The organism is Lentzea californiensis (assembly GCF_024648825.1).
GTDB lineage: Bacteria > Actinomycetota > Actinomycetes > Mycobacteriales > Pseudonocardiaceae > Lentzea > Lentzea californiensis.
In genome coordinates this window covers 135388-147672 of record NZ_JANBBE010000002.1, presented here as the reverse complement: position 1 = coordinate 147672, position 12285 = coordinate 135388, and the positions used below count along the sequence as shown (strand labels likewise).

At 69.7% G+C, this 12285-nt stretch carries 13 protein-coding genes; 1 reads left to right on the top strand and 12 read right to left on the bottom strand.

Going from position 1 to position 12285, the window contains the following annotated elements; genetic code table 11:
* The first annotated feature begins 317 nt into the window (after positions 1–317).
* Positions 318–782: a M23 family metallopeptidase gene (locus LX88_RS11545; RefSeq protein ID WP_258947783.1), complete on the top strand. Its 465-nt coding sequence runs from the start codon at positions 318–320 to the stop codon at positions 780–782.
* A 727-nt stretch (positions 783–1509) separates the two neighbouring features.
* Here the strand turns inward: LX88_RS11545 and LX88_RS11540 are convergent.
* The 12 genes from LX88_RS11540 to rimM form a co-directional block, all read right to left on the bottom strand.
* Positions 1510–2505: a FliA/WhiG family RNA polymerase sigma factor gene (locus LX88_RS11540; RefSeq protein WP_258947782.1), complete on the bottom strand. Its 996-nt coding sequence runs from the start codon at positions 2503–2505 to the stop codon at positions 1510–1512.
* The gene (locus tag LX88_RS11535; protein WP_258947781.1) at positions 2480–3457 is read right to left on the bottom strand and encodes a tyrosine recombinase XerC; all 978 of its coding nucleotides are present in this window, start codon (positions 3455–3457) and stop codon (positions 2480–2482) included. The genes LX88_RS11540 and LX88_RS11535 overlap by 26 nt, the downstream gene beginning before the upstream one ends.
* A gap of 397 nt (positions 3458–3854) precedes the next feature.
* Positions 3855–5015 (bottom strand): DNA-processing protein DprA, encoded by a 1161-nt coding sequence (gene dprA / locus LX88_RS11530; protein WP_258947780.1) that lies wholly within the window; start codon positions 5013–5015, stop codon positions 3855–3857.
* 621 nt (positions 5016–5636) lie between these two features.
* Entirely contained in the window at positions 5637–7157 is a 1521-nt protein-coding gene (locus LX88_RS11525) for a YifB family Mg chelatase-like AAA ATPase (RefSeq protein ID WP_258947779.1), read from the bottom strand.
* 1 nt (position 7158) lies between these two features.
* Positions 7159–7530, bottom strand: coding sequence for a YraN family protein (locus LX88_RS11520; protein WP_258947778.1), 372 nt, complete (start codon positions 7528–7530; stop codon positions 7159–7161).
* A gap of 254 nt (positions 7531–7784) precedes the next feature.
* Positions 7785–8108, bottom strand: a complete 324-nt coding sequence (locus tag LX88_RS11515; RefSeq protein WP_030479657.1) for a DUF2469 domain-containing protein — start codon at positions 8106–8108, stop codon at positions 7785–7787.
* Positions 8108–8899: a ribonuclease HII gene (locus LX88_RS11510; RefSeq protein WP_258947777.1), complete on the bottom strand. Its 792-nt coding sequence runs from the start codon at positions 8897–8899 to the stop codon at positions 8108–8110. The genes LX88_RS11515 and LX88_RS11510 overlap by 1 nt, the downstream gene beginning before the upstream one ends.
* Positions 8896–9759, bottom strand: a complete 864-nt coding sequence (lepB, locus tag LX88_RS11505; RefSeq protein WP_258947776.1) for a signal peptidase I — start codon at positions 9757–9759, stop codon at positions 8896–8898. Before lepB (LX88_RS11505) ends, LX88_RS11510 begins: the two co-directional genes overlap by 4 nt.
* A 4-nt stretch (positions 9760–9763) precedes the next feature.
* Positions 9764–10504 (bottom strand): signal peptidase I, encoded by a 741-nt coding sequence (gene lepB / locus LX88_RS11500; protein ID WP_372511268.1) that lies wholly within the window; start codon positions 10502–10504, stop codon positions 9764–9766.
* 3 nt (positions 10505–10507) lie between these two features.
* A complete protein-coding gene (gene rplS / locus LX88_RS11495; protein WP_090066397.1) occupies positions 10508–10867 on the bottom strand; it encodes a 50S ribosomal protein L19 in 360 nt (119 codons plus the stop codon).
* 152 nt (positions 10868–11019) lie between these two features.
* Positions 11020–11766 carry a tRNA (guanosine(37)-N1)-methyltransferase TrmD gene (gene trmD, locus LX88_RS11490; RefSeq protein ID WP_258947775.1) on the bottom strand — a complete coding sequence of 249 codons (747 nt, stop codon included), beginning with the start codon at positions 11764–11766 and terminating at the stop codon, positions 11020–11022.
* A complete protein-coding gene (rimM, locus tag LX88_RS11485; RefSeq protein WP_090066399.1) occupies positions 11756–12271 on the bottom strand; it encodes a ribosome maturation factor RimM in 516 nt (171 codons plus the stop codon). Before rimM ends, trmD begins: the two co-directional genes overlap by 11 nt.
* Positions 12272–12285: the final 14 nt, after the last annotated feature.

Here is a 12285-nt window from a genome sequence, read left to right as displayed (position 1 = left end):
GTTCGGTTGTCGCTTCCGGCCGGTAGGCCTTCAGCCCTGGTGCCATTGCCGCCGTCCGCACCTGCGGAGCATCTCTGCACCGTCAGGACCGTCGAACGTCGTGACTCGACTCTGCTGGGATCAGCCCGGTCGGATCTGCGTTGGCACGCGAAGTCGTCTCGCACACAGACGGGACGCGCCCAAAAGTCTACTCCCCATCCCCGACAAACTTCGAATCGCCCCCACCTCGCAGGGCGTAGTTGTCCACAAGCGGCGAGTTGTCCACAGATTCCCGATACCCGCTGGTCGCCGAGGTGCCCTTGGCCGACCGTTGACCCATGCCCCTCCTCCCCGCCGCACTGCTGCTCACAACCCTCCTGAGCCCGCCGGCCGACCGCTTCTCATGGCCCCTGCCCCCACCTCATCCGGTGGTGCGCGCCTTCGAGGCCCCCGTCTCCCCGTTCGGCCCAGGTCACCGAGGCGTCGACCTGTCCTCACCGGCAGGCACCGCGGTCCTCGCCGCGGGCGACGCCACAGTCGTCTTCGCAGGCGCGGTGGCCGCCAGGACCCTGGTGTCTCTCCAGCACCGCAACGGCCTGCGCACCACCTACGAACCGATCGCGCCCGCCGTCACCGCAGGCCGCCCGATCCGCCGGGGAGAGGTGATCGGCCACCTGCAGGCAGGCCACTGCCCGACCCCGTGCCTGCACTGGGGCGCCCGCCGAGGCCACGCCTACCTGGACCCGCTCCGCCTGGTCAGCTCAGGCCGCGTGCGCCTGCTGCCGCTGACAGCCCCCACCTGACCCACGCCGCGCATCTCCCCCGCGCGGCGCTCCGCACGGGCGCTCCCCGCCGTTCCCCAGGCGGCTGGACAGCGGCGCACCCCGACATCCGCCGCAGCGCCCGTCAGGCGCCGGGAGGCGGCCGCCCGCTCACGCAGGCCGCCTCCCGGCCACCTGCCTCACGCCACCCCGCCCGGAGCCTCATGGCGTCACCGAACAAGTCCGGCTCCCGGCGCTGCTGTTCAGCGGTGCTTGCCAGCCAGGTCAGGCCGTGAACGGGTGGTCGGCGCGCGGCCCCAAGACAACCCCGCCCGTCCGATGCACTCCACTGCCGCCAGCCGGGCAGCTCTGGCCGCCCGGCTGGCGGCGCGCGTGTCCGCCGGCTGCCCGATTGCCGGCGCAGCTGTTCCTCTGCTCGATGCCTGCGGACCGGCTGCCCAGGCCCTACTCAGCCTTGCGGCGCAGGCGCTCGCCGACCGTGCGATGGCGACGCCGCCGAGCGTCGCGTCGGCGTTGCGCTCGGTGGGCCCGGTGCGGTGCTCGCCCGACTTGGGTTCAGGAGATCGGCGCGATGCCCGAGTGGGCACGGGGCGTACTTGGAACAGGTCCAAGCGCCACCCGTTCGAGTGAATTAGGCCTGGCGGCAGCAGAAAGGGGGTTCGAAGCGGCTTTGTGAGGCTCTCGAAGCTTCCCGGTACGGGCGTTCGGCAGCCCGGCGGTCGCCAGGCTGCTGGGTGATCGAGGTGCGTCAGGCCTCGGACTGCTCGTTGAGCTTCGTGCGCAGGCGCAGGACTGCGCGGGTGTGCAGCTGGCAGACCCTGGACTCGGTCACGCCGAGGACCTTGCCGATCTCGGCGAGGGTCAGGTTCTCGAAGTAGTAGAGGGTCACGACCACGCGGTCGCGTTCTGCCAGCTGGGCGATCGCGTCGGCCAGCTGACGACGGCTGTCCTGGTCGACGAGGCTCGCCACCGGGTCTTCGGCGGCATCGTCGGGCAGCGACTCCGCCAGGGAGGAGCCGCCCTTGTTCGGGGCGATCAGCTCGTCGAGGGCGACGACGCTGGTGAGCTGCAGCTGGCCGTAGAGCTCGCGGAGTTCGGCCAGACCGATCTTGAGCTCTGCGGCGAGCTCGCGGTCGGTGGGCGTGCGCTGCAGCTTGGCGCCGAGGCGTTCGAGGGCTCGTTCGACGTCGCGGGCCCGGCTGCGGACCGAGCGCGGCACCCAGTCCTGGGAGCGCAGGTCGTCGAGGATCGCGCCGCGGATGCGCTGCATGGCGTAGGTCTCGAACTTGAGGCCGCGTTCCGGCTCGAACTTCTCGATCGCGTCGACCAGGCCGAAGATGCCGGACTGGATCAGGTCGGCCACGTCCACGTGCGCGGGCAGGCCGGTGCCGACGCGGCCGGCGACGTACTTGACCAGCGGCGCGTAGTGCAGCACCAGGCGGTCGCGCTGGCTCTGGTCGCGGGACTCGCCGTAGCTGCGCCACAGGGCGACGATGCCGGCCTCGACGTCGTCACCGGACCGCACGTCCGCGCGCGTCACCGCAGTCGGAACGGCCGCGGGCGTGCCGTTGACATGCGTGTCGGCACCGGGCTCGGGGGTCGCCTCGGTGCGTGGCGCGCCGTTCTGACGGTGCCCGTTGCTCGCCTGCTTCGACGCTGGTGCGGGCAGGACGGGTTCAGGGGGCACGGTCGCCGTACGCGATCCTCCCCCTGCGGCGTCAGGAACGGGGGTGGGTTCGGTCATGGATCGCCTTCAGCCGTTCGACAGTGACGTGTGTGTAAAGCTGAGTCGTTGCGAGCGTAGCGTGACCAAGCAGTTCTTGGACGGTGCGCAGGTCCGCTCCTCCTTCCAGCAAATGGGTCGCAGCGGAGTGGCGCAACCCGTGCGGCCCGATGTCCGGTGCATCCGCTACCACGGCGACGACCTCGTGCACCAGGGTTCGAACAGCCCGCTGGTTCAGCCGGCCGCCGCGAGCGCCGAGGAACAGGGCCGGCGGCGAATCCGGTGCTACCAGGGCGTTTCGGCCCTCGTCCACCCATCGCCGCACCGCACGCTCAGCGGGCACGCCGAACGGCGTGCTGCGCTCGCGACCACCTTTGCCCAGAACTCGAATCACCCTTAGGGAGTAGTCCACGTCGTCGAGGTCAAGACCACAGAGTTCGGCCACGCGGATACCTGTGGCGTACAGCAACTCCACCACGGCCTGATCACGCAGCGCAACCGGATCGCCTTGGGACGCGCCAGAGGATACGGCCCTCATCGCGTCCTTCGCCTGGTCTTCGCGCAACACCGACGGCAGCGTCCGGTGCGGCCGCGGAGCCGCGAGCCGAGGCCCCGGATCCGACGCCATATGGCCTGCTCGGTGCGCCCATGCGGTGAACGCGCGCGAAGCAGCCGCGCGCCGCGCAAGTGTCGTGCGGCTCGCCCCCGCAGTGTGTTGCGCGGAAAGCCACGACCGCAAATTCGTCAGGTCGATGCGCCCCAGATCTGCGTTTTCCGGGATATTCCCCGCGACGTGTCCGAGCAACGCCACCGCATCACCGACGTACGCGCGCACCGTGTGCGGCGACAGGTCACGCTCCAACATCAGGTGCCGTTCGTACTGCCGCAACACGGCTTCCACGTTCGCCGGCAGTTTTTCGCGCAGGCGAACGAGGTCGACACGACGTGTCCGACCATGCGGCGGCGGGGACATAGGCCAAGACGCTGCGCCAGTCGGGGCGTTTGGTCAAGTATCGCCACACCCCCGCGCCATTTGGGAGCGCTCTCATGATCAGGATGACGATAACGTTTCAACTCCCTGTGACGAGCAGGGGTTCGGCGGCACTTGCAGATCACCTTTCGGAGTAGCGACGGCGCCGGCACCGCCACCCGAACAGCCGAGGAAATCGCTCGCCACGCGGCACGCAAGATCGCGCCCTAGCACCCGCCGCCGTCCGGCATCAGCGCCGTTCCGGCATCGCAGAAGCCCCAAGCAGGCCAAACGCCGCTCGCGCGCGCTCCGGCGACACTCCCGCCGAGCGGCCGACATCTCCCACAGCCGAGGCGAAGCCGCAGGTCAGCAGTAGCCAACTATCCACAATGGACGGAAGTCACCTCACCTCCAGCTTCTGCCAGCCCTGGTCCACCTGCAGTGCGAGCCCGGCGAGTTCCAGTTCTGGCAGCAACGCCCGAACCCGGTCCAACGGCACCCCGGACTCGACCGACACGGCCTCGTCGCTGACGCCGCTGCGCTTCCCGAGTGCCTCGTACACCCTCATCGCCTCCCCCTGAGGTGCCCCGAGGTCGCTCTCCTTCTCAGCGGGCCGGGTGGCGAGGTCGTCACCGAACCGCCCCACCGACTCGACGATCTCGGCCACCGAACTCACCGACTCGGCCTGCCCGTCCCGCAACAGCTCGTGGCAGCCGACCGAGCTCACCGACGTCACGGGCCCCGGCACCACCATCAACGGCCGCCCCAGCGCGAGCGTGATCGCGGCCGTGTTCTTGGCCCCGCTGCGCCGCCCGGCCTCCACGACGACGGTGCCGCCTCCCAACGCGGCGATGAGCCGGTTGCGAGTGAGGAACCGATGCCGCGCGGGCGTCACGCCGGGCGGGTACTCGCTGACGATCAGCCCTTCCCGCGCGACCCTGCCGAGCAGTCCCTGATGACCGCCGGGATAGGCGATGTCAGCGCCGCACGCCAGCACCGCGATCGTCACCCCGCCGGCTCCGAGCGAACCGCGATGAGCAGCACCGTCGATCCCGTACGCGGCCCCGGAGACAACGGTCAGCCCCGCTAGCGCCAACCCGAAGGCGAACTCGCCGGCAACGTGCTCGCCGTACCCGCTGGCGGCCCGAGACCCGACCACGGCGACGGCCTTGTCGACCACGTCGGCCAGGAAGTGCGGCCCTCGCACCCACAGCGCGAGCGGCTCACCGCCACACCGCCGAGCAGCAACGTTCTCGAGCGCGAGAAACGGCCACCGCGGCCACTCCTCGTCCTCGGGAATCACCAGCCGCCCACCGCGCCGAGTGATGAGGTCGAGGTCTGCGCGGGCGTGCTCCTCGGCCCGCCGCGCCGACGTCTGGCTGGCCACCGACGGCGAAACTTCGCCGGCTCTCACCCGGTCCGCGGCCTCCACCGGCCCGACTTCGGCGACCAGGGACGCCAGCGCCGCCGGATAGGGCTCCGCGACGCGCGACAGATAGGCCCTGGCCAGGCGAACGGCATCGGTGGCCGGTGCGGTCGGTGTGGTCGGCGCTGTGGTCACCGGAACCACCACCACGGCAGCCAGCGCTGCCAGGGTTCGGCTCGCCAAGGATTCGGCGGGCTGGCACCTGATGTGCGCCTCCTGACTGCGCATCGCAACTGCAGCAGTGCGGGCATCGCGGCCGCCGCGGTGGTGATGCAGGTCGTGGCGGGCATGAGGCATGGGGTCATGGTCGCGTTCCTTTCGGAGGAGTTTCACGAGGTCCGAGCGGGATGAGAGGGACGAGCAGGCGAGCGGGTCGCCCGCTGGGAAGGACGGGCGACCCGCTCGGACCGGACACGAGCCGAGGCTCGGAGCTCTTGTCCGGCGGGTTCGGGCGCCTGGGTTGGGACAGGCGCCCGACCGCTTCGGTGGGCGGGTGGGTGCCGGGCGCGGAGCGGGAGTGGGGCTCCGCACCCGGCGGCATGGGGCAGGCCGGGTCGGGCGATTCGCGCCGAGGCTCGGCCTGAGACGGCGAAAGTGGTGCGGCGGGTCAGGCGAGCGGGCGCTCAGCGGACGAGCGCCCGCTCGCCTGGGCCGGACGCGGAGTCGGGGCGTTGAAGCTCCGCAACCGGCGGCTTGGGGGCGGGCGATGAAGATCCGCGTCTCGTAGGCGGGCTGTGGCGTTGAGCGGGGGTGGGGTCAGGGGGCTCTGCGTTCTCGGAAGTGGAGAGCGGCGGCCACGTGGTCTGGGGTTGGGCGGTCGGCTTCTGCCAGGTCGGCCAAGGTCCAGGCGACTCGTAGGCAGCGGTCGGCTCCTCGGCCCGTCAGGGCTCCTAGGGCCAGGGCTCGGTCCAGCAGGGCTGTCGTGGGCCTGGGGAGGGCGAACTCCCGCCGTAGGGCTGGGCCTGGCACCAGGGCGTTCGCCGGCCAGGTGTGGCCGTGAGCGGACCAGCGGGTGGCAGCCCTTGTCCTGGCCTTCAGAACTCTGGCTCTTACCACCGCCGTCGGCTCTGGTGGGGTGGCGTCTGCGTTCGCCATGGCCGTTGTCGCCCTCATGCGCACCCTCAGGTCCACGCGGTCGAGCAGTGGGCCGGAGAGGCGGGACTGGTAGCGGCGGCGGACTGTGGAGGTGCAGATGCAGTCCGTTTCCTTCGGTGGTGCGCAGGGGCACGGGTTGGTGGCGAGGATCAGCTGGAAGCGGGCCGGGTAGCGGGCCATGCCGTCCCGGCGCGGGATGCGGACCTCGCCCTCCTCCAGGGCCGTGCGGAGGGTGTCGATGGTCTTCTGGCCGAACTCGCAGGCCTCGTCCAGGAAGAGGACGCCCTTGTGGGCGCGGGAGGCGGCACCTGGCTTCGCCATGCCGCTGCCGCCGCCGATCAGGGCCGCCATCGACGTCGTGTGGTGGACGTTGACGAACGGCGGGCTGGCCACCAGCGGGTAGTCGGAGGACAGGACGCCCGCTACCGAGTGGACGGCTGTGACCGCCAGTGAGTCTTGGCGTGTCAGCGGTGGGAGGAGGCCTGGGAGGCGTTCGGCCAGCATCGTCTTGCCGGTGCCCGGCGGGCCCGTCAGGAGGAGGTGGTGGGCCCCTGCCGCGGCCACCTCCAGGGCCCAGCGGGCCTCTGGCTGGCCCACCACGTCGGCCAGGTCCGGGGCGGCCGGGAGCGGCGGGTCGGCCGGCTGCGGTGGCGGGTGCAGCGCCACGGGCTCGCCGCGGAGCCATGCCAGGACTTCGGCGAGGGTCTGGGCGCCGTGCAGGTCGATGCCGTCGACCAGGGACGCCTCCGGCAGGACCTCCACCGGGACGATCGCTGTCGTGAGGCCGGCGCGACGGGCCGCGAGTAGCGCGGGCAGCGTGCCGCGGACCGCGCGGACACGGCCGTCGAGGGCCAGTTCGCCCAGCAGGACGGTGGTGGCCAGGCGCTCGGACGGGACCGAGCCCGCGGCGGCCAACGTGGCGCAGGCGATGGCGAGGTCGTAGCTGCTGCCGCCCTTGGGCAGGTTCGCCGGGGACAGGCCCAGGACGATGCGCTGCTTCGGCCACTCCTCCTCGCTGTTGCGGACGGCGGCCTTCACCCGCTCCTTCGACTCGTGCAAGGACGCGTCGGGCAGCCCGAGGAGGTGGGTGCGGGGCTGGCCCACGCCCACGTCGGCCTCGATCTCGACCGCGATGCCGTCGACGCCGTAGAGCGCGACGGACCAGGCCTGCGCCAAGCCCATCTCAGGCTCCCCGCAGGTGTTGCAGGCGCGCCTCACCGGAAGGAGGCCAGGTGACCGAGATCAGGTCGACGCGGACGTTGCACCAGCCGACGCCGTGCGACGCCAGCCAGCGCAGCGCCGTGCGGCGCAGGCGGGAGAGCTTGTGCTGGTCGACGGCCTCGTCCGGGCGGCCCCAGGCCGGGCCGGACCTCGTCTTGACCTCGCAGACGACCAGGCGGTCGCCCTCCACGGCCACGACGTCGAGTTCGCCGTCGCGGCACGTCCAGTTCCGTGACAGGACGACCAGGCCCTGCCCCTCCAGGTACCTGCACGCCAGGTCTTCGCCCTGGCGCCCCTTCTCCTGCTGCCTGGTCTCGACCAGTGCCTGTGCCACCACTGCCCTCGCCTCCCTGCGGGTCGTTGGACACGACCTTGCAGGGCGGGACGGGGTGGGCGACCGGGCCGCGGGGAATCTGTGGACAACTCGGCGGCTGTGGACAAGTCGGCCGTTGTAGATCTTGGAACGACGGAATCGTCGGTGGGGTGTGCTAGGAGCGTGGCCCGAAACGCCGCCGTGAGATTCCGCGGCCGCACGGGCTCATCGCGGTACCGCGGACGGCACCGCCAACGTTTCGGGTCACTCCTCTTTCAGCTGGGGAAAGGGCCGCTCTCCGGCAACCGGAGATCCGGCTTGTCCAGCTCCTCCACGTTCACGTCCTTGAACGTGATGACACGAACGTTCTTGACGAACCTTGCAGGGCGGTACATGTCCCACACCCATGCATCCGACATGCGCACCTCGAAGTACACCTCGCCGTCGGCGTTGCGCACCTGCACGTCCACCGAGTTGGCCAGGTAGAAACGCCGTTCGGTCTCCACGACGAACGAGAACTGGCTGACTATGTCGCGGTACTCCTTGTACAGCGACAGCTCCATCTCGGTCTCGTACTTCTCGAGATCCTCTGCACTCATTACGCCTCCGCGCGGGTCATCTGCTCCGCGCCCTCACTCGTCGCGAGCTCCCCGGCGTCAGCCGGGGTTGCATCATTCTGGACCACGGCCTGCGCGGTTGTGCCGCGCGCCACCCTGTGCGGCGCGGCGAGACCGTGCTTGGCAGCCGCCGCTGCCACATTTACATACGACCAGCGATGCTCCGCACACGGGCCGTGTTCCATCAACGCCGCCGTGTGGTCGGGCGTGCAGTACCCCTTGTGCACGCTGAACCCGTACTCGGGATGACGATCATGCAGATCCGCCATGATGCGGTCCCGCGTGACCTTGGCCAGCACCGATGCCGCCGCCACGCACGCCGCGGCCTGGTCGCCTTTGAGCACCGCCACGTTCGGCGCCGGCATTCCCGGCACCTTGAAACCGTCCGTCAGCACGTAGCCGGGGTGCGTCTCCAGCTGCGCCACCGCACGCCGCATGCCCTCGATGTTCATGACGTGGATGCCCAGCCAGTCGATGTCGGCGGGCGGAACGACCACGACCGAGTGATCCAGCGCACGCTTGAGCACCAGGTCGTACATCCGATCGCGGGCGGCCGCCGTCATCAGCTTCGAGTCGTTCAGCCCTTCGAACCGCGAAGCATCACCCGGTCGAAGGACACACGCGGCGATCACCAACGGACCGGCGCACGGCCCGCGCCCCGCTTCGTCCACGCCGGCGACGGGTCCGAGGCCCCGGCGCTCCAGCGTGCTCTGCAACGCCCAGTTCCCCGCAGAGCCCCGCACCACCGCGCGGGGCGGCATCAGCATGGTCATCGGCGGAATCGGTCTCGCACTCGACGCCCGAGCAGCAGAAGCGGCCACGCGCCGACGATACCGAGGCCCAGCGGGACGTTCTCCTGCCAGCCCGGCGCACCCATCGAGACGACCTGCGGGTCGTGGTCGGACACGCCGCCCCACCTCGACGGAGGCAGCACGATCACGCGCGCCTTGCCGATCACGTCACCCACCGGCACGAGCCCGTTGAGGCCGCCCTGGCCCTGGCAGCGCGAGTCGCACGAGTGGTTGCGGTTGTCGCCGAGCACGAACAGCATCCCGTCCGGGATCTTGAGCTCCTCGAACGACTCCTGCTCGGCAGGCGTGCCCTCGTCGAAGTGCTTGTACGGCTCGTCGAGGGGCTTGCCGTCGACCGTCACGCGGTTCTGGTCGTCGCAGCACTTCACGGTCTGCCCGCCGACGGCGATCACGCGCTTGACGAAGTCCTCCTCGTTCGCCGACGGCAGCCCGACCAGCGAACCGAGCCACGACAGGCCCTGCGAGATCGGGTTGCCCGGCTCGGCGGAGACGAAGTCGTTCTGCCACGACGGCGGCCCGCGGAACACGATCACGTCGCCCGGCGCCGGATCGCTGAAGCGGAAGGTGACCTTGTCGACGAGCACGCGGTCGCCGTAGCAGTCGGTGCACCCGTGCAGCGTCGTCTCCATCGACTCGGACGGGATCATGTAGACGCGGCCGAGGAAGATCTGGATGCCGATCGCGAGGCCGAACGCGACCAGGATGAGGACAGGCAGTTCCTTCCAGAAGTTGCCCTTTTTCTTCTGCTTCGCGGGCTTGTCCGAAGCGTCCGAACTGGGCTCGTCACCGGGAGGGTTCTGCTCTGGAGCGTCGTCGACCACGAGATCAGCCTAGGGGCTGGGGGTTGTGATCCGACACAACACTCCACCGATCTTTCGGGAAAACGACGTAGCGGGCCTTCCCGATGACGTTCTCGATCGGCACGGTGCCCGCTACGCCACCACCGCCCTGTTTGCGCGAGTCGGTGGAGTTCATCCGGTTGTCCCCCATCACGAACAACCGGCCCTCCGGCACGCGGATCGGTGCGAACGGCTCGTGGTCCGCGGGCGAAGTGCCTGCCTGCCAATGCACGTACGGCTCGTCGAGCGGTTTGCCGTCCACAACGACACGGTGCTGCTCGTCGCAACACATCACCGTCTGGCCGGGCAACGCGATCACGCGCTTCACGAAGTCGCGCTCGTTCGCCGGCGCGATGCCCAGCAGAGAACCGATGTTCTGCACGAAACCCGCGACGGGATTGGCCGATCGGGGCGTGCGGAAGTCGGTCGTCGTCCACGCCTCGGGGCCGCGGAACACGACCACCTCGCCCGGCTCGACGTCGCTGAAGCCGTAGGTAAGCTTGTCGACCAGCACGCGGTCGTTCTCGCAGCCGGTGCAGCCGTGCAGCGTGTTCTCCATCGACGCCGAGGGGATCACGTAGACCCGCGCCACGAACGCCTGGATGAGCACCGTCAGCACGACGGCCGTCATGACGACGTAGAGGATTTCTCTCCAGACAGGAGTACGCCCCCGCTCCGGTTCATCCGGTGCGGAGGCGTCCTCGAAGTCTTCTGGGCTCGAAGCCACCGATCAGGAGACCGGACGGGCCTCGCGCTTCTCCTTGATCTTGGCAGCCTTGCCGCGCAGGTCGCGCAGGTAGTACAGCTTGGCGCGACGGACGTCACCGCGGACGGCGACCTCGATCTCGGCGATGTTCGGGGAGTGCACCGGGAAGGTGCGCTCGACGCCGACGCCGAACGAGACCTTGCGGACGGTGAAGGTCTCGCGGATGCCGCCGTTCTGACGACGGATCACAACGCCCTGGAACACCTGGACGCGCTCGCGCGAGCCCTCGATGACGCGGACGTGAACCTTCAGCGTGTCACCGGCGCGGAAGGCCGGGATGTCGGTGCGCAGCGACTGGGCGTCAAGCGCGTCCAGGATGTTCATCGGTGGTTCCTCACGTGTTTTGAACTCCCCAGAGCATGCTCCATGGCTGTGCACGACATGATGGGGGTCGGCTTGTGTGCGCATGCCGGTATCACACCGGCTTCGGCAACTGTTCCAGTGTGCCAGACCAGGCACTCCGGAACGAAATCGGGCTACTCCCCGCCCTCGCGCAGGCGCGTGAGCAGGGCACGGTCGTGCTTGTCGAACGCTTCTACCGGCAACGATTCCAGCAGGTCAGGACGCCTGGCGAAGGTCCTGGCCAGCGACTGGTCACGGCGCCAGCGGTTGATCAGCTTGTGGTTACCGGAACGCAGCACGTCCGGCACCGCCAGGTCGCGCCACACCTCGGGCCGCGTGTAGCTCGGCCCTTCGAGCAGCCCGTCCTGGAACGAGTCCTCGGCGTGCGACTTCGGGTTGCCGAGCACGCCGGGCAGCAACCGCGCGACCGCTTCCACGATCGCGAGCACCGCCACCTCGCCACCGACCAGCACGTAGTCACCGATCGACACCTCATCGACGCGTACGCGCCGTGCGGCGTCATCGACCACACGCTGGTCAATGCCTTCGTAGCGACCGCACGCGAACACGAGGTGGGACTCGTTCGCGTACTCGTGTGCGACCGCCTGCGTGAACGGACGTCCGGCCGGCGTCGGCACGATGAGACGCGTCTCGTCCGTGCACACGTCGTCCAGGGCAGGACCCCAGATGTCGGCCTTCATGACCATGCCGGGCCCACCGCCGTACGGGCTGTCGTCGACAGCCTTGTGCACGTCCTGGGTCCAGTCCCGGAGGTCGTGCACGCCGACGCTGATCAGGCCCTTGTCGATCGCCTTTCCGAGCAACGCCGCGCGCAGCGGCGCGAGGTACTCGGGGAAGATCGTGACGACGTCAATCTGCATCGAGCAGGCCCTCTGGCGGGTCGATCACGACACGGCCGCCGCGAACGTCCACAGTGGGCACGATCTCGCGCACGAACGGGATGAGCGCCTCCCCCTGGTCACGGATGACCACGAGCAGTTCGCCACCGGGGCCGTGCAGGATCTCCTTGACCGTGCCGATCTTCGTGCCGTCGACGAGTTCGGCCGCGAGCCCTTCGAGCTCGTGGTCGTAGAACTCGTCCGGGTCGTCGATCGCCGGCAGGTCGTCGGTGCTGCCCAGCAGCAACGTGCCGCGCAACGACTCCGCGACGTCGCGCGTCACGACTTCCTCGAAACGCACGAGCAGCCGCCCGGAGTGAGGCCGGGCGGCTGACACGGTGAGGCTTCGGGACGTGCCGTCACGCAGCTTGGCCTGGAGCGTGGCTCCGAGCTTGAACCGCATTTCGGGTGAATCGGTGCGCACGTCAACGGCTAGTTCACCGGTGATCCCGTGCGCCTTGGCCACACGGCCGACGACGACGTCCATTTGCCCTTTGCAGC

Bases quoted from the DNA above. Each gene is read 5' to 3' on its own strand.
- LX88_RS11545 (WP_258947783.1), top strand. From the start codon at position 318: ATGCCCCTCCTCCCCGCCGCACTGCTGCTCACAACCCTCCTGAGCCCG.
- LX88_RS11540 (WP_258947782.1), bottom strand. From the start codon at position 2,505: ATGACCGAACCCACCCCCGTTCCTGACGCCGCAGGGGGAGGATCGCGT.
- LX88_RS11535 (WP_258947781.1), bottom strand. From the start codon at position 3,457: ATGTCCCCGCCGCCGCATGGTCGGACACGTCGTGTCGACCTCGTTCGC.
- LX88_RS11525 (WP_258947779.1), bottom strand. From the start codon at position 7,157: ATGGGCTTGGCGCAGGCCTGGTCCGTCGCGCTCTACGGCGTCGACGGC.
- LX88_RS11515 (WP_030479657.1), bottom strand. From the start codon at position 8,108: ATGAGTGCAGAGGATCTCGAGAAGTACGAGACCGAGATGGAGCTGTCG.
- LX88_RS11510 (WP_258947777.1), bottom strand. From the start codon at position 8,899: ATGACCATGCTGATGCCGCCCCGCGCGGTGGTGCGGGGCTCTGCGGGG.
- rplS (WP_090066397.1), bottom strand. From the start codon at position 10,867: ATGAACATCCTGGACGCGCTTGACGCCCAGTCGCTGCGCACCGACATC.
- trmD (WP_258947775.1), bottom strand. From the start codon at position 11,766: ATGCAGATTGACGTCGTCACGATCTTCCCCGAGTACCTCGCGCCGCTG.
- rimM (WP_090066399.1), bottom strand. From the start codon at position 12,271: ATGGACGTCGTCGTCGGCCGTGTGGCCAAGGCGCACGGGATCACCGGT.